Genomic DNA, 16904 nt, shown 5'->3' with positions numbered 1-16904 from the left:
TTCGTCGCGCTTGGCGGTGAATACCGCCATCTGCTCAGGGTCGCCGGTCACCGCGGTCAGGCCCTGGAGCCGGTCCAGGACGCTCTGCTCCAACTGGTTGATCCGGCTTTCCAGGTCACCGGCCTTGCCGGATTGTCCCAGCACCGCGTTGATCTGCACCTGATTGTTCAGGGTCTCCAGGTCACGTCGCAGGGTCAGGCTGCTGCCGAGCAGATCCAGGCTCTGCAGCTCGACCTGGGTCGCGGAGAACTCACGGTAGGAGTCACGCACCAGGTAGAAGTTGGTCACCAGCATCGGCACGAAGAACAGCACGCTGATCAGACTGAACTTCATCCCGAAGCTCAGGCGATTCATCAGGGCGACGGCGGGATATAGCAAGCTCTTCACTAGAACGCTCCCTTTCCTATTATTTTTATTGTGGCAGGCACGACGAGGCATAAAGCCAGCATCCGCAGCTACTGCTTGTATAACGTAATTCGGAAAGGAGTTTTGTAACTTAAGGTTAACCGATCGCCCGCAAACCTGTGGGAGCCGGCTTGCCGGCGATGGTGTCCCGACAGGCACCACTGGGCTCACCGGCCTCATCGCCGGCAAGCCGGCGCCTACAGTGATTGCGTCGGCAATCGAGCGCCGGCCGTGCCCCTGCTAGTGTCCCTCAAGGCATCAGATCAGCACGGTCCACAGGGCAAAACCGGCATACCAGAGCACCGCCGCCCGCAGCAGCAGTTCCCAGAGGCTGTCCAGGCTGGTGACGCCATCGGCACCGACGACGGCGGCCGGCACTTCTCCCGCCACCCGCCCGACTTTCTCCACCAGTTGCTCAGCGGTAATGTCCCAGTTGAGCAGCTCGTGCAGCATCACCCGGCTGACCGCGACGAAATTGCCGACCAGCGCCAGGCTCGCCGCCAGCAGGCGTACCGGCAGCCAGTCGAAGGCATGGCGCAGCAAGGTGGCGCGCTCGGCCAGGGCCGGATTGCGGCTGTGCTCCGCGGCCAGGGCCAGCAGGCGATAGCTCAAGGCGGCCACCGGGCCCAGCAGGAAATACCAGAAGATCACCGCGAAGAAACTCTGGTAGGCCTGCCACAGCAAGTAGCCCTGGACCTTTTCCAGCAGTTCCTCACCGTTCTCGGCGCACTTCACGTTCATGTCACGCCGGGCAACATGCACCCCGGCCTGCACGTCACCACGCCGCCAGGCATCGCGGAAAGGTCCCAGGGCCGCCAACAGATCGCCGCGTCCCAGGCTGTAGATCACCACCAACAGATGCACCGGCAGCGCCAGCAGACCATAGGCCACCGGCTGCAGCACCATCAGCAGCAGGCCGAGCAAGGCAACCGGCAGCAACACCAGCAGCACCAGTACCAGCCACGGCTGCTTCGCCCAACGAGGGCTGGACTCGAGCCTGGCCAGTTCGCCCAACCAGGCGCCATCACGCTGGACACGCTGGCGCAGGGCCGAGAACTTCTCGATCCATACCGCCAGCAGCAGCACCAGAAAACTCATTGTGACTCTCCTTTTTCCTGCAGGGCGACGCGAAAGCGCTCCCAGTCAAAGCCCGCTCCCGGATCGGTCTTGCGCCCCGGGGCAATATCGCTGTGGCCGCAAATCCGTTGCGGGGTGATTGCCGGATAAGCGTCCAGCAGTTGCCGGGTCAGGGCAATCAACGACGCATACTGCGCTTCGGTGAAAGGCAGATCATCGGTGCCTTCCAGCTCGATGCCCAGGGAGAAATCGTTACAGGTCTCGCGCCCTTCGAAACTCGACACACCGGCATGCCATGCCCGTTCCAGACAGGAGACAAACTGCGTGACCTTGCCGTCACGTTCAATCAGAAAGTGCGCAGACACCCGTAGGTGGGCAATGCCGTCAAAGTAGGGATGTTCCGTGACATCCAGGCGATTCTGGAAAAATTCCTGGACTTTCCCGGTGGCGAATTGCCCGGGCGGCAGACTGATGTTGTGGATCACCAGCAGGGAAACTTCCCCTTCGGGGCGCTCGTTGAAGTTGGGCGACGGGCATTGATCCACGTCCTGGCACCAACCCGTGGCGGGATCCAGCTGCATACAGGTTCCTTCGAGGATAAAAGCGACAGGCCCAGTATGCCGCGATAGAGGCCGACATGGGCAGCACTCTCTGCGCAAAAAAACTCAGCGCGCCTTCAACCGCCGCAGATTGCCGATGACCGACTCCAGGGCACGGTCGAACAGCAGCGCGTCGTCCAGCAACCGCACCGCTCCGCGACGAAACTCGACGGCCAGGCCCTGGACCGTGCGTTCCAGCACTTTCATGCCGGTCCGGTTGACGAAGATGTACTTGCCGGTGGACTCGATGATCGCCGTCAGTTTGCAACGCAGGCTGTTTTCATCGTCCTCGCGGATCTCGACCCAACTGCCGATCCGCAACTGCCGGACCCACAGCAGCCCGGCGTCATTTTCGGGCAGCTCCACCAGACGCTCCTCGGCGGGCGCGTCGTCCGGTGAACCGAGGACGATTTCCTCCAGCACCGCGACCATCGCCGGTTGCGCCTCATCGACGGTAGCCGGCTCGGCCTGTTGTTTCGCCAGGCGCTGGAAAACCTGGACATGCAGGCTTTCCAACTGGCTGAAGAATTCGCTGGTGGCAAACGGGTCGAAGGCGGCGCTGGTGAGGCCGTCGCGCAACGCCTTGAGCAGGCCGGGCACCAGTTCCAGCAGGCGCAGGCGGGCATCGGCCTGGCCGCTGGGCTCCACGCTCCAGATCAGGTCGTCCATGGTTTGCAGGCCAGCCTGCCATTCGGCGGACGCCTCGCCGTGCTTGAGACAGGTGAGCAGCAGCACCTTGCTCCAGGCCTCCTGCAGCAAGCGCACCACGACTTCGGGCAAGGTCTTGCCCAGCAGCCGCTCGTTCAATACTTCCTGGACCCGCTGGCGCGCCTGCTCGGCCTTGGCCCGGCCTTCTTCGGCGTCACGGGTACGCTGCTCGAGCAACTCGCTGCGGCGACGTTCGTCACTGGTGAAGGCGAGGAAATCCACCAGCAACTCGGAGAAGATCGCCGGGTCGTCGACGAAGTCATTCAGCAGGCGCTGCACGATCTGTTCGATGCGCACGTACAAGGCATCGCGCTGATAGTCGTCGCGCGCGCCCCAGCCCATGGCCGCGGAGGCGATTTCGTTGAGCAGGCGCCGGGCCGGATGACTGCCCCGGCTGAAAAAGCTCTTGTCCAGCACCGCCACTTTCAACATCGGAATCTGCAAGCGTCCGATCAATGCCTTCAGGGAGTCCGGCAGGTTGCGGTCGTCGAGAATGAATTCGAAGAGCATGGCGATCAGGTTGATCACGTCTTCGTCCATGACCCCGACCACGCGCGACTTGCCGCTCTTGACGCTGACCCGGGTCAGCAGCTGTTCCAGCTGATTGCGCAGGTCGAAATCGTCCGGAGCGGTCTGCGTCGGGACGTATTGCTGCAAATGCGAGAGCAGCCGCAACAGATCGCGGGTGGAAATCGGCTGGATCTCGGAGCCCGCATCCAGCCTGGGCGCCACGCTGCCACGCACATGCAGCAACAGTTCCTGCAAGGCCGAGAACACTTCCTGGACGCTGGCATCGAGGGATGAAGAGCCCGCCTTGGCCGCTCCTGTCTCATCCTGGCTGGCCCGCGCGGCGGCGGTCGGACGATCGGAGGCGCGACGGGACGGGACGGCCTTGAGTTCCGGCAACACGCCAGTGGCGATCAGCAACTGGTTAGCTTCGGCGTACAACTGGTCCGCGTCGCTGAGGACATATTTCTCGAACAGCTTGAGGATGATCAGCTTGACCTTGATCTCCACCCCCAGGTCGCGCCCGGCCTCGAGGAAATACTCGCAGAGCATCGCCGGGCCCATGGGATTGTCCTGATCCTCGAGGCGCCGGGTGATCAAGGCATTCAGGCGGGTGGTCAATTGGCCGAGGGCAAAACCGTCACGGCTCAGGACCTTGGCGACCATCGCATCCAGGGCGACGGTCTTTTCCAGTTCGTCATTCGGAACCAGCGCCAGCTTGTCGTAGGACATCGGCGCAGGCAGCGTCACCTCGTTGATATCGTACTGACAGAGGCCGACAAAGGCCTCGAAAAACCGTTCGAGAAAGCCGCGCTCGATGCTTTTGCGCTTGAGGCGCAGGTCGCGCATGGCTTCGAAGAAAGTGTTCTGGTCGACATTGTTCAAGGCCTTGTCGGCCATTTCGAACAGGGTGTCATCGGCATTGTCGAACAGCACTTGCAGGCCCTGCTTGAGCTGCTGCGCGGCCTTGTCGCGAACCTGCAGCAGAACCACGGGCAAACGGGCGAGCGGCGACGGCGTCGCTCGTTCATCGGTGGCCTTGTGCAAAGGCACTACCTTCCCGTCATTGTGCATCCAAGCCTCCTGCTGCTGCGGTTCTTCGGTTCTGTGTGAACAATCGGTCTGCGCGGGTCATGGGCACGTCGCTCACAACCCCTTCACGGCGAGCGCCCGGGCACCCGTCGGGGGTATCGATAATCTGGGAATCACAGAGACGTCAAAGCTATGACGTCAATTACAAGGCATATTATCTTGCAAAAGATGTCACTTTTGCTAGCGAACTCTGCAATTCCTTTTCGCCCTTGTCGTCAGATAGACCGTCAAAGACGCAAAAACGCTCAGCCGAGGCGACCAAATGCAGGTTCGCGGGGCAACGCGCGGGCAGCCGCGCCTTGGGTTAGCCGGCGCCAAGGCCCTATAATCGAGGGACTTTGTTTGTGGAGCCCGTTATGCCGAATCTACGTCTCGCCGACCTGACCGCCGAAATCGAAGCCAACGTGCGCCGCGCGTTGCTCGAAGACATCGGCAGCGGCGACATCACCGCGCAACTGATCCCCGCCGAACGGCTGGCCAAGGCCACCATCATCACCCGTGACGAGGCGACGATTGCCGGAACGGCCTGGGTCGACGCCGTATTTCGCCAGCTCGATCCACGGGTTGCGGTGCATTGGCAGGTGCGCGACGGTGAACGGGTGCGACCAAACCAGGCGCTATTCCACCTTGAGGGTCCGGCGCGCTCGTTGCTCAGCGGCGAACGTTGCGCGCTGAACTTCCTGCAGATGCTCTCCGGCGTTGCCACCCACGCACGCTATTACGCCGACCAGGTGGCCGACACCGCGGTGAAGCTGCTCGATACCCGCAAGACCCTGCCGGGCCTGCGCCTGGCGCAGAAGTACGCGGTGACCTGCGGCGGCTGCCATAACCACCGCATCGGCCTGTACGACGCCTTCCTGATCAAGGAAAACCATATCGCCGCCTGCGGCGGAATCGCCCAGGCCATCAGCGCCGCGCACAAGATCGCACCGGGCAAGCCGGTGGAAATCGAAGTGGAAAGCCTGGAAGAACTGAAGGAAGCACTGGCGGCGGGCGCCGATATCATCATGCTCGACGAGCTGAGTCTGGACGATATGCGTGAAGCCGTGCGCCTGAACGCCGGCAAGGCCAAGCTCGAAGCCAGTGGCGGCATCAATGAAAGCACCCTGCGGCCGATTGCCGGGACCGGCGTCGACTACATCTCGATTGGCGCGATGACCAAGGATGTGAAGGCCGTGGACCTGTCGATGCGCCTGAGTCTCTGAGCCGCGTCCTGATAGACCAGGCTTGCGTTCATTTCCGGCTCCGGCGTATCAATTCGGACTCCACCGCCCCGCGCCACAGGTACATCACCGCGTAGGCGCGCCAGGGCCGCCATGCCTCGGCCAGCCCTTCAAGGGCCCTGGTGGTCAAGGGTGGACCGTCCTCGACGACTTCCCGACGCAGGATCAGGTCCGCGGCGGGGAACGCATCCGGATGATTGAGCACGCGCATGGCGATGTAATGGGCCGTCCATTCGCCGATACCCGGCAGCACGGTCCAGCTTCTGACGAAGTCGCCCAGGCGCTGCTCCGCGCGAAAGTCCACCCGTCCGTCGAGCAAGGCCCGGGCAATCCCCTGGAGAGTGGCTGCGCGGGTGCGGATCACACCGATCGAGACCAGGTCGGCGTCGAGCAATTGTTCGGGCGTGGGAAACAGCCGGTCCAGGCCAGGTGCCGGCGGTACTTCAAGCACGCAGCCGAAGCGGGTCAACAGACGCGCGGCAAGGGTGCGTGCCGCGGCGACGCTGACCTGTTGACCCAATACCGCCCGTACCGATATCTCGAAACCGTCCCAACCGCCCGGCAAGCGCTGGCCGGGATAACGCTCGACCCAGGGTGCCAGCACCGGGCTGGCGCCCAGCGTGGCGGCGATGGCCTGTGGGTCGGCATCCAGGTCGAACATCCGGCGAATCCGCGTCACCACCGGCAACATCTGCGCAGGGGCGACGTTGAAGAGCTCCAGCTTAAGCGCATGAGCATCGCCGGACCACGGACTGACCCGCAGCCAACTGGGCGAACCGGCATCGCCGAAGACCCGCCGATAGCTGTCCGCCTCGACCACCTCGATCCCCGGCAAGGCACGGCTGGCGAGAAACGCCAGCAGCGCCTTGAAATCGTAGGGTGGCCGATAACCAAGGCGCAGGACGAGCGCGCTGCCGGCGTCGGCCCCGGGCTTGCGGCGCAGTTCCCGAGGCGCGACATGGTTGGCTTCGGCAAAGGCCGCATTGAACCGGCGCAGGCTCTGGAATCCCGATGCCAACGCCACCTCGGTGATCGGTAGCGCGGTTTCGTTCAGCAGTTGCCTGGCGAACAGCAGGCGCTGGGTCGAATGCACCGCAATGGGCGGCGCGCCGAGGTGCTGGACAAACAGGCGCCGCAATTGCCGCCCACCGACATCCAGCCGTGCCGCCAGTTCGTCGAGAGAATGCTCGGCGAGAAACCCTTCATGAATCAGCTTGAGGGCCCGCGCCACCAGATGCTCGCCGTGCAGCCAGACGCTATTGCCCGGCGCGAGCTCCGGCCGACAGCGCAGGCAGGGCCGGAAACCCAGCGCCTCGGCGGCGGCGGCACTGGGGTAGTACTGCACATTCTCGACCTTGGGTGGCCGCGCCGGACAGACCGGCCGACAGTAGATCCGAGTACTGAGTACGGCGGTGAAAAACACCCCGTCGAACCGCGCATCACGGCTCAGGCGAGCCTTTTCGCAGATATCGGCAGCGGGAAACGGCACAGCGCTTGTCATGTTCATGGGCGCAGGTTAGCACCGGCAATGTGATCGATCTCGCCATTTTCGGACATCGATAAAGCAAAAAACCGGATCTTGGCTATACCTGTTTTCCGGCCCTTCGATACATCGCCCGACGTCGAATGGAGGGGCGACGCACCCGCGAATCAGCAAACGCCACCGGCAGGGAAGCAACAATGAGTGAATCAAAGCTGGACAGGACAATCCTGGTCCCGAAAGACCAGGTTGATCGATTCTTTTTTGGCGAGATCCCCACCAACCTGTGGCGGGCACTGCGCTCGGACAGTCCCCTGCCCCTGCTCGCGCCGGTCGAGAAGGGCTACATGATGGACAACAGGCAGTTCCGCCGGCCCGACATCACGGTTGAAACCGTGGAGAACAAGGAGTGGGTCATCATTCATCCCACCAAGCCGGAGGGAACCAGCACTTTCGACAGGAGCCAGACCTTCAAGGGCAAGCGCTGGGACTACTACCGCCTGCCGGAAGGGACGAAAATCCCGGACGGGCTGGTCATCGTCAAGGATGGCTACAATGAGTCCTTCGAAGCGACCCACTACACCATCGCTCCCGTGCGGAGCATGTTGCTCTCCACCTATAAACGCCTGCTGGCCGACCTGGCGCAAAGCGCGATCAAAGAAGGAAATCTCTGATGGAAATCCCGGACCTGCATGCACCGATACTGGTAATGACCCTGCGTGACGCCATCTCGAACCAGAAGCGCCTGATCGATGCGAACCTCGATGGCGACGTGGAAGATTACGAAGAGTACCTGCTGCAACTGACCCAGCTGTTCGACCATGTGAAGGACGAGTACAGAAAAATTGCCGATGACGTCGGCGTACCACTGGAGGTGTTGCTGGATGAGCACTAGGGATCAACAGTCCTCCCGAGCGATCGGGGGGACTGTTATCGGTCAGGTGGTGCCGGAGATAGGAATCGAACCTACGACCTTCGCGTTACGAGTGCGCTGCTCTACCGACTGAGCTACACCGGCGTGGCGCTAACGCTAGCATCGGGCGACGAACGGGGCAAGCTACCGCGGCTTGATCGCGATCACGCCCTGGGTCCAGAAACGCGGCTGGAAGTGGCCGCCGTATTGTTCCTGATAGAGCCTGTTGCGCTCGTCCAGATGGGGCACGTCGCGGATCACGACATACACCAGGAACAGAACGGCGGCGGTACTGATGCCCATCCAGGACCAGTGGATGAAAGCGTGGGGTTTCGCTGGCTCGCCTTTCCAGACATGAATGCCCATCAGCCAGCCGACCACCAGGGACAACCACAGCTGCGAGTACGGCATGACGATCACGCCGTCGACCATGGATTGGGTCAGGGCGCCGATCAGGCTGGCGAACAGACAGACACGCAACAGGTCGACCGGATCGCTGGAGTCGGCGCGTTCGCGGATCAGCCGGAAAGTTGCCCAGAGCCCGCGCCCGACCAGCCACATCACCAGCAAGGTGGAAGGCACGCCCCATTCGCTGGCCCATTGCAGAATGGCCTGGTGCGGATGGGCGGCGATGGGGTTGTGGATATCGGCGAAGTGCATGGGGCCGAAGCCGAGCCAGGGGCGTTCGCGGATCATGTCCCAGGCTTGTTGCCAAAGGACGTCGCGAGCCGAGAGCGTGGTGGTGAGGCGAGCGCCAGCGAAATTGCGGACTTCAATGCCGAGGTAGTCGGTCAGGACGGCAAATATCAACCAGAAAAAAAGCAATCCGGTTGCCGCTGCCGGGAGCTGCCAGGTAAGCCAGCGTCTTCCAGGTTGACCGGCTACCCACATCACCACACCAGCAACTCCCATTCCGAGCCAAGTGCCACGCGTGCCGCCACTTATCGCAATCAACCACCAAAAACTGAGAAGCAGAAATACCCAAGCCTGGGCAGAACGTTTTGTCGTCACTAACAACAAGGGGAGCACTAGAAGCGGTAAGGTGAACGTCTGGAACTGCCCATAAAAGCGTTTATTTGAAAAACCGCCTAGAAGTGAATCGGTATCAAGTAAGCCAGTACCATTGACGAAAAAATGAAGTGCCCGTGCTGCAAAGTCAATACTCTTGAACGCGCAGATAAAGACCACAAAGAGAATCAACAGCCGATCCAGATTTGTCATACCTGTTCGACGTATACCCGAGATGATCTCGGCAATCGCAAAACAGATCGCGGCTACCGCAATTTCGACACCAGCCCATAACGGTTGGTGCGCCATCGATATTGAGATCGTACCTGCCGCAAAGACAAGACCAGCAGCGATATAAGTTGTTCGGTCTATCGGAGAAAATGGCGACTTACGACTGAGTCGGGGAAAGATGAGGATAACCCCGATACTCAACTGCCCGATACGCTGAATGGTATGCCCGTCCAGCCCACGCCAACTGATCACCAGGGCCATGATCATCAAAACTGTGATCAGACAGGCCCTTGAATACCCGTCCCGGGCATGATCCATGATGACCTCGGAATCTCTACTTTCAGCTGTATTTGCGATAAATCAAGTCTTGGGCAGCAACATCAACGGGAGCTTTGGGTTGACTCTGTCACAGGCCGGCTGGTTACCTTTGCTGCATCCGAGTTCCAGATAACGCCGTTCTTCATCAGGATTGCCAAGACTCTTGTACACATCCGCCATTCCCAGATAGGGCTTGGCATAAGCGGGCCGGAGTCTGATCGCCTGCTCGAACTCGACTTTCGCCTTTTCCGGCTCACCTTTCATAAGAAAGACCTTGCCGCGCTGATGATAGGCATAAGCATAACTTGGTTTCAAGGCAACCGACTTATCCAGGTTCGCCAATGCCAGATCGACAAAACCAGCGTCCAGATAAGTACTCCCCAGATTGTAATAAATACGATAACCGCCAAACAGACCCGGCTTTTCTCCTTGGGCCTCAAAATATCGCGCTGCTTCATCCCATACAAAAAAAGGAGCAGACAGCGACATCAACCGATCATAGGATATTCCGCACAGATAAAGCGCAAAGACCGGGATCAATGTCACGATATAAAATCGCTTGAGGCGTCGCAGCCCCAAAGCCAGTCCGATGAACAGCCCTGGAATCCAGAGATAGCTGCGATACAGCACGAACGGCTCCTGAAGACGCACCGAAACCAGCTCCGTCGCAAAAAGTGTCCAAGGGAACAAAAGCGCGAACCCTAGCAGCCCTTTGCTGCCACCGCGCATCAGCAACACGATAGCCGCAACGCCATAAGCAACAAACGCCAGTAAACCTGTCCAGGCCCACCAGACTCCATAACTCAGCGGGAAGGGGACTCGCAGGTCCAACCCCATGGTGTTGCCTTGAGGCAGGATCAGGATGGAGAGATATTTGAAAAACAAACCCATCTGATTCAGCAAGCTCAACAGGTAAAGCGACCCCTCCGGGCGAAAACTCTCGTCCATAAGCATCTCTTCACTCATGTTTTCATAAGCATGCCCAATTACGCCTTTAGCCCATAGCACGACGGAAACAGAGATAAGCACCTGCAACGCCAGCACCGACATTATTTCGCGAGCGGCGAAAGGGGATGGTAATTTGCTTCTACGGTGCAATATCCATAGCAGAAAGCACAAAGCAGGCAACATTACCGCATGTTCTTTGGCATACATGGATAACACCATGCACAAGCAGGATAGCCAAAGCACCCAGCGCTTACCTGAAAGACCTTTCCAGAAGGCCCAAAGACCAAGAATCCCGAACAGAGTAGCGCAAACAATGGTGCGCTGAATAAGATAGCCCTGGGTCAAGATAGCCAATGGATGTATTGCAAACAAAAACGCTGCAATAAAAGCTGCAGTTTCAGCGCTCAGAAAAAAATCGTTTCGGCGCTCCAGGCCAAGAAGCAGCTCTCGGATAAAGCCAAACAACGCCAGGGCGGTACAGCCATGAAAAAAAAGGTTCTCAACTCGCAGCCAGAGAATTCTATCACTGATATAAATAAAGGTTGCTGCCAACGAGTCATAGACCCAAAGTCGAGGAGAGAGGCTGAAGCCCCTCGCGAGATAACTGGCTGGCTCTCCCAGTCTAAAAAAAGGCTCATCGTCAAATACGAGAGGGTTATTCAGAAATGGAAAACATATAAAAAATAGCAGAATAGCTGACAAAACAGCGCAAGCTGAAAGCACCAAGCGACGGGAGACCATGGAGTTCTCTATATTAGAACTTAAAAATATAATTCCCCATCTTCGGATGGAGAAATCGGCACCCTTAAGAAGGTGCCGATCCTTTTCAATACTCGCAAATCAACATAATGCTATTCAAGGTATTACTTGCAATAACCGGCGCCCAAGCAGCTACCAGTCTGAGCCCAGGTAATTGCACCAGCGGTCATTGTAGGCGCAATGATGTAGGTGTAGCTGCCAGCAACTGGGTTGGCAGTAATCGAAATAGTCCCGTTAGTCACGCTCATAGACGCCAGGCTAGGAATCGACGAGCTCGCTGCAACCACTGCGGGTACCCCGTTAGACCCTGCACTGCAACCAACGCCGTTTGTACTCGCGATATCACTCATACAAACCGCTACCGCTGCTCTGTATCCATCAGCAATCGAAATCACCTCAGCAAAGCGTGCTTTTTGTGTGTAGGTATTGTAAGCCGGCAACGCAATCGCCGCCAGAATACCAATGATCGCCACGACGATCATCAGTTCGATCAAGGTGAAACCCTTTTGAGCATTCATATTTCGTCTCCAGACGTGAAAAGGCCGTATGGCTCATTCGTCCCGAAGCACAGCCCGTGCCACCCCCCAATACAACACGGAATGATTGATGCAGAGCCTTTTTCCGTTCGAAAGACTGCTTCAGAACAACAGAACCTGACATTTTTTGTCACCTCCCCATCCCCGATTTGGCACCATAGCCCGACTACGCTATAAGTCTCCGACTGTTTGTGTTTGGTGCCCAAATGAACGATATCGCCCTTTCCGGTCTGGCCAAGCAATTGGTGGCAGCCGAGCTGATTACCGACAAAAACGCTCAGCAGGCGTATCAGCAAGCCCAACGCAATCGCATTTCCCTGGTCAGCTATCTGGTCCAGAACAAACTGGTGAAAAGCCGGCAGGTCGCGGAAATCGCCTCGGAGCATTTCGGCGTAGCCCTGCTCGACCTGGGCTGCCTCGACAAGGAGAGCCAGCCCAAGGGCCTGGTCAGTGAGAAGCTGATCCGCCAGCACCATGTCCTACCTTTATGGCGACGCGGCAACAAGCTCTTTGTCGGCATCTCTGACCCAAGCAATCACCAGGCAATCACCGATATCCAGTTCAGCACCGGTCTCACCACCGAGGCGATCCTGGTAGAAGATGACAAGCTTTCCGATGCCATCGACAAATTCTTCGATAGCAATTCCAGCGGCCTGGAGGACATGGCGGACGTCGACCTCGAAGGCCTGGATATCGAGTCGGTCGATGACAAGAAACACGAGCAGATCGCCGGCCAGGATGCCGACGATGCCCCCGTGGTGCGTTTCGTCAATAAAATGCTGCTGGATGCCATCAAGGGCGGCTCATCGGACCTACACTTCGAACCCTATGAAAAAGTCTACCGAGTCCGCTTGCGTACCGACGGCATCCTGCGGGAAGTGGCCAGGCCACCGATCCACCTTGCCGGGCGCATTGCCGCGCGCCTGAAGGTCATGGCCAGCCTGGATATTTCCGAGCGTCGCAAGCCCCAGGACGGTCGGATCAAGATGCGTATCTCGAAAACCAAGGCCATCGATTTCCGGGTCAACACCCTGCCGACGCTGTGGGGCGAAAAGATCGTGATGCGGATCCTCGACCCGTCCAGTGCCCAGATGGGCATCGATGCGCTGGGCTATGAACCGGAGCAGAAGGACCTCTATATGGCCGCACTGAAGCAGCCACAGGGGATGATCCTGGTCACCGGCCCTACCGGTTCCGGTAAAACCGTTTCGCTGTATACCGGCCTGAATATCCTCAATACCGTGGATATCAATATCTCCACCGCCGAAGACCCGGTGGAGATCAATATGGAAGGCATCAACCAGGTCAACGTCAATCCAAAACAGGGACTGGACTTCGCCCAGGCATTGCGCTCGTTCCTGCGTCAGGACCCGGACGTGATCATGGTCGGCGAGATCCGCGACCTGGAAACCGCCGAGATCGCGATCAAGGCGGCCCAGACCGGCCACATGGTGTTGTCGACCCTGCACACCAACAGCGCCGCGGAAACCCTGACCCGCCTGCATAACATGGGCATCCCTGGCTTCAATATCGCCACCTCGGTCAACCTGATCATCGCCCAGCGCCTGGCACGCAAACTGTGCACATATTGCAAAAGGGAAATCGATATTCCTGAAGAAGCCTTGCTCAAGGAGGGCTTCCCTGCAGACCAGATTGGCAAGTTCAAGATCTATGAGCCCGTCGGCTGCGACCACTGCAACGCCGGCTACAAAGGCCGCGTCGGGATCTATGAAGTGGTCAAGAACACCCCCGATCTGCAGCGACTGATCATGGCCGAAGGCAACTCGATCGAGATCGCCACCCAGATGCGCAAGGACGGTTTCAACGACCTTCGAACCTCCGGGCTGCGCAAAGCCATGCAAGGCCTGACCAGCCTGGAAGAAGTCAACCGGGTCACCAAGGACTAAGCCATGGCGACGAAAGCAGTAAAGATCAGCGTATATGCCTGGGAGGGTACCGACAAGAAAGGTACCAAGATGTCCGGGGAACTTACCGGACACAACCCGGCACTGGTCAAGGCACAACTGCGTAAACAGGGCATCAATCCCGGTAAGGTACGCAAAAAAGGCGTGTCGATCTTCAGCAAGGGCAAACGCATCAAGCCCATGGATATCGCGTTGTTTACCCGCCAGATGGCCACCATGATGAAGGCCGGCGTGCCGCTGCTGCAGTCGTTCGACATTATCGCCGAGGGCTTCGACAACCCGAACATGCGCAAGCTGGTGGACGATATCAAGCAGGAGGTCGCCGCCGGTAACAGCTTCGCGACCTCCCTGCGCAAGAAACCCGAGTATTTCGACGAGCTGTATTGCAACCTGGTGGATGCTGGCGAACAGGCGGGTGCCCTGGAAAGCCTTCTGGATCGGGTAGCCACTTACAAGGAAAAAACCGAAGCGCTCAAGGCCAAGATCAAGAAGGCCATGAACTACCCGATCGCCGTGGTACTCGTGGCGATCATCGTGTCCGGGATCCTGCTGATCAAGGTAGTGCCGCAGTTCCAGGCAATTTTTGCCGGCTTTGGCGCCGAACTTCCGGCTTTCACCCTGATGGTGATCGGCCTCTCACAGATACTGCAAGACTGGTGGTGGATTGTGATCCTGGCCCTGGTCGGGGGAGCTTATGCACTCAAGCGTGCGCACAAAACCTCCGAGCGCTTTCGCAACTGGATGGACCGGATGCTCCTGAAGATGCCCATCATCGGTCCATTGCTCTACAAGTCCGCCGTCGCCCGATTTGCGCGAACATTGTCGACTACCTTCGCCGCCGGTGTGCCGCTGGTGGAGGCCCTGGATTCCGTCTCGGGCGCGACCGGCAATATCGTCTTCAAGAATGCCGTCAACCGTGTCAAACAGGATGTCTCCACAGGAATGCAACTGAATTTCTCCATGCGCGCTACCGGAGTGTTCCCCAGCATGGCGCTCCAGATGACGGCCATCGGCGAAGAGTCCGGCGCCCTGGACGATATGCTCGACAAGGTCGCGACCTACTACGAAGCTGAAGTCGACAATATGGTCGATAGCCTGACCAGCCTGATGGAACCCATCATCATGGCGGTTCTGGGGGTTATCGTCGGCGGGCTGGTGATCGCCATGTACCTGCCTATCTTCAAACTCGGCTCAGTAGTCTGAACATGCCCCTACCCGACTTCCTGGCCAGCCACCCGCTGGCCTTTGTTTTATTCACGCTCATCCTCGGCCTGATCATCGGCAGCTTCCTCAACGTCATCGTCTGGCGCCTGCCGAAGATGCTCGAGCGCGATTGGCGTACCCAGGCCCACGAAGTCCTGGGCCTGCCACAACCAGAGCCCGCTGCGACCTACAACCTGCTCCTGCCCCACTCCCATTGCCCGCACTGCAACCACCCGATCCGTGCCTGGGAAAACCTGCCACTGATCAGCTATGCCCTGCTGCGCGGTAAATGCTCCTGTTGCAAGGCGCCCATCAGCAAGCGCTATCCGCTGACCGAACTGGCCTGCGGTCTGCTCTCGGCTTTTGTCGCCTGGCATTTCGGTTTCGGCTGGCCCGCCGGCCTGATGCTGGTGCTGACCTGGGGCCTGCTGGCGATGAGCCTGATCGACGCCGACCACCAACTGCTGCCTGACGCCCTGGTCCTGCCGCTGCTGTGGCTGGGCCTGATCGCCAACCACTTCGCGGTCTTCACCTCCCTGGGCGACGCCCTCTGGGGCGCTGTCGCCGGCTATCTGAGCCTGTGGTCGGTGTACTGGGTGTTCAAGCTGCTGACCGGCAAGGAAGGCATGGGCCACGGCGACTTCAAGCTGCTGGCGATGCTCGGCGCCTGGGGTGGCTGGCAAATCCTGCCGCTGACCATCCTGCTGTCATCCCTGGTGGGTGCGATCCTGGGGCTGATTCTGCTGCGCCTGCGCAATGCCCAAACCTCGACGCCAATCCCCTTTGGTCCCTATCTGGCGATTGCCGGGTGGATTGCATTGCTCTGGGGTGGTCAAATAACCACTTCTTATCTGCAATTTGCCGGTTTCAAATGACCAAAGCTGCTTCAAAACCCTGGATTCTCGGTCTTACCGGCGGTATCGGTAGCGGCAAGAGCGCGGCGGCCCAGCACTTTATCGACCTCGGCATCCATGCCGTGGATGCCGATCACGCAGCGCGCTGGGTGGTGGAACCCGGTCGCCCGGCGTTGCTGAAGATCGCCGAGCACTTCGGCCCTGGCGTGCTGCAAGCCGACGGCCAGCTGGACCGCGGTGCCCTGCGCAAGCTGATTTTCGCAGACGCCGGACAACGGCGCTGGCTGGAAGCCCTGCTGCATCCGCTGATTGCCGAGGAGATCGCCAGCCACCTGACCCGCGCACAATCGCCTTATGCGATCCTCGTTTCACCCTTGCTGATCGAATCGGGCCAATATGCAACGACCCAGCGCGTGCTGGTCATCGACGCGCCGCAGGCACTGCAAGTCCAGCGCACACTGCTGCGTGACCAGACCAGCGAAGAACAGGTGCAGGCGATCCTCAAGGCTCAGGCCAGCCGCGAAGAACGTCTGAAACTGGCCGACGATGTGTTGGTCAACGACCGCGACCTCGCCTGGCTGCACAGCGAAGTCGAACGCCTGCACACCTTTTACCTTACTTTGCGTGGAGGCCAATCATGAGCCAATCCCTGACCGTCGAATGCCCGACCTGCGGCGCCCCCGTGGAATGGAGCGCGACCAATACCAACCGGCCCTTCTGCTCCGATCGCTGCAAGCTGATCGACCTGGGTGCCTGGGCCTCGGAGGAACACAAGATTCCCGTCAGCCCGGATGCCGAGGACGACCTGTTCTCCGACGATCTGCCACCGCGTGCCCACTGAACTGATCAAGGCCGCATAAAGCTGTAGTCCTGTCCCTCATCGAGGTTCTCGGCGAGAAACTGCAACTCGTCGGCCAGATCCTCGGCACTGCGCACCGCCTTGCTCTGCTGCACCACCGCGCTGAGCAAGGCGCGCAATCCCAGCCCAGGCTCGAAACCCGCCGTGTGCGCAGCCTCCAGGCTGGCCCGTACTTCCTGACGCGCCCATTCGTACACACTCATGCCGACCACCTCCGGTTGTTTTCACGAAGCATGGCGGTGAGCCGGATACCGGTATT

At 59.4% G+C, this 16904-nt stretch carries 16 protein-coding genes and 1 tRNA gene; 8 read left to right on the top strand and 9 right to left on the bottom strand.

Translation table 11 applies throughout. The features are described 5' to 3' along the window. Positions 1-663: 663 nt before the first annotated feature. The 3 genes from ampE to HX881_RS09425 all read right to left on the bottom strand — a co-directional run bounded on the left by ampE (position 664) and on the right by HX881_RS09425 (position 4370). On the bottom strand, positions 664-1503 hold the full coding sequence (ampE, locus tag HX881_RS09435; RefSeq protein WP_017123519.1) for a regulatory signaling modulator protein AmpE: 840 nt from the start codon (positions 1501-1503) through the stop codon (positions 664-666). Further along, positions 1500-2063 carry a 1,6-anhydro-N-acetylmuramyl-L-alanine amidase AmpD gene (gene ampD, locus HX881_RS09430; RefSeq protein ID WP_017123518.1) on the bottom strand — a complete coding sequence of 188 codons (564 nt, stop codon included), beginning with the start codon at positions 2061-2063 and terminating at the stop codon, positions 1500-1502. Before ampD ends, ampE begins: the two co-directional genes overlap by 4 nt. An 84-nt stretch (positions 2064-2147) precedes the next feature. Then, on the bottom strand, positions 2148-4370 hold the full coding sequence (locus HX881_RS09425) for a DUF1631 domain-containing protein (protein ID WP_177084086.1): 2223 nt from the start codon (positions 4368-4370) through the stop codon (positions 2148-2150). A gap of 374 nt (positions 4371-4744) precedes the next feature. Between HX881_RS09425 and nadC the strand changes: the two genes are divergently transcribed. Next, positions 4745-5593, top strand: a complete 849-nt coding sequence (nadC, locus tag HX881_RS09420) for a carboxylating nicotinate-nucleotide diphosphorylase (RefSeq protein WP_017123516.1) — start codon at positions 4745-4747, stop codon at positions 5591-5593. A gap of 28 nt (positions 5594-5621) precedes the next feature. Here the strand turns inward: nadC and HX881_RS09415 are convergent, their stop codons facing one another. Next, positions 5622-7118 (bottom strand): DNA-3-methyladenine glycosylase 2 family protein, encoded by a 1497-nt coding sequence (locus HX881_RS09415; RefSeq protein WP_177084084.1) that lies wholly within the window; start codon positions 7116-7118, stop codon positions 5622-5624. A gap of 173 nt (positions 7119-7291) precedes the next feature. Here HX881_RS09415 and HX881_RS09410 point away from each other — a divergent pair, with 173 nt between their 5' ends. Together HX881_RS09410 and HX881_RS09405 are read left to right on the top strand one after the other, a co-directional pair. Continuing rightward, positions 7292-7765: a Tse2 family ADP-ribosyltransferase toxin gene (locus HX881_RS09410; RefSeq protein WP_017123514.1), complete on the top strand. Its 474-nt coding sequence runs from the start codon at positions 7292-7294 to the stop codon at positions 7763-7765. Continuing rightward, positions 7765-7986, top strand: coding sequence for a hypothetical protein (locus HX881_RS09405; RefSeq protein ID WP_017123513.1), 222 nt, complete (start codon positions 7765-7767; stop codon positions 7984-7986). Before HX881_RS09410 ends, HX881_RS09405 begins: the two co-directional genes overlap by 1 nt. Before the next feature lie 47 nt (positions 7987-8033). Here HX881_RS09405 and HX881_RS09400 read toward each other — a convergent pair. The 4 genes from HX881_RS09400 to HX881_RS09385 all read right to left on the bottom strand — a co-directional run bounded on the left by HX881_RS09400 (position 8034) and on the right by HX881_RS09385 (position 11786). Continuing rightward, a tRNA-Thr gene (locus HX881_RS09400) sits at positions 8034-8109 on the bottom strand. A 39-nt stretch (positions 8110-8148) separates the two neighbouring features. Beyond that, positions 8149-9510 (bottom strand): O-antigen ligase family protein, encoded by a 1362-nt coding sequence (locus HX881_RS09395; RefSeq protein WP_425503501.1) that lies wholly within the window; start codon positions 9508-9510, stop codon positions 8149-8151. A gap of 93 nt (positions 9511-9603) precedes the next feature. Then, positions 9604-11250, bottom strand: a complete 1647-nt coding sequence (locus HX881_RS09390; RefSeq protein WP_177084082.1) for a tetratricopeptide repeat protein — start codon at positions 11248-11250, stop codon at positions 9604-9606. 122 nt (positions 11251-11372) lie between these two features. Continuing rightward, positions 11373-11786, bottom strand: a complete 414-nt coding sequence (locus HX881_RS09385) for a pilin (RefSeq protein ID WP_177084080.1) — start codon at positions 11784-11786, stop codon at positions 11373-11375. A 224-nt stretch (positions 11787-12010) separates the two neighbouring features. Between HX881_RS09385 and pilB the strand changes: the two genes are divergently transcribed. From pilB to yacG, 5 genes are read left to right on the top strand one after another with little or no spacing between them, the layout of a single operon-like run. After that, positions 12011-13711, top strand: a complete 1701-nt coding sequence (gene pilB / locus HX881_RS09380; RefSeq protein ID WP_177084078.1) for a type IV-A pilus assembly ATPase PilB — start codon at positions 12011-12013, stop codon at positions 13709-13711. 3 nt (positions 13712-13714) lie between these two features. After that, on the top strand, positions 13715-14932 hold the full coding sequence (locus HX881_RS09375; RefSeq protein ID WP_218171634.1) for a type II secretion system F family protein: 1218 nt from the start codon (positions 13715-13717) through the stop codon (positions 14930-14932). A 2-nt stretch (positions 14933-14934) separates the two neighbouring features. Then, positions 14935-15807 (top strand): prepilin peptidase, encoded by an 873-nt coding sequence (locus HX881_RS09370; RefSeq protein ID WP_177084076.1) that lies wholly within the window; start codon positions 14935-14937, stop codon positions 15805-15807. After that, the gene (gene coaE, locus HX881_RS09365) at positions 15804-16427 is read left to right on the top strand and encodes a dephospho-CoA kinase (protein ID WP_177084074.1); all 624 of its coding nucleotides are present in this window, start codon (positions 15804-15806) and stop codon (positions 16425-16427) included. The genes HX881_RS09370 and coaE overlap by 4 nt, the downstream gene beginning before the upstream one ends. After that, positions 16424-16627, top strand: coding sequence for a DNA gyrase inhibitor YacG (yacG, locus tag HX881_RS09360; RefSeq protein WP_017123507.1), 204 nt, complete (start codon positions 16424-16426; stop codon positions 16625-16627). The genes coaE and yacG overlap by 4 nt, the downstream gene beginning before the upstream one ends. Before the next feature lie 5 nt (positions 16628-16632). Here the strand turns inward: yacG and HX881_RS09355 are convergent, their stop codons facing one another. After that, a complete protein-coding gene (locus HX881_RS09355; RefSeq protein WP_177084072.1) occupies positions 16633-16848 on the bottom strand; it encodes a hypothetical protein in 216 nt (71 codons plus the stop codon). Between the last annotated feature and the right edge of the window lie 56 nt (positions 16849-16904).

The sequence above is a fragment of the Pseudomonas gingeri genome (genome assembly GCF_013386115.1).
GTDB classification, from domain to species: domain Bacteria; phylum Pseudomonadota; class Gammaproteobacteria; order Pseudomonadales; family Pseudomonadaceae; genus Aquipseudomonas; species Aquipseudomonas gingeri.
This window is presented reverse-complemented; position numbering and strand designations above follow the sequence as displayed.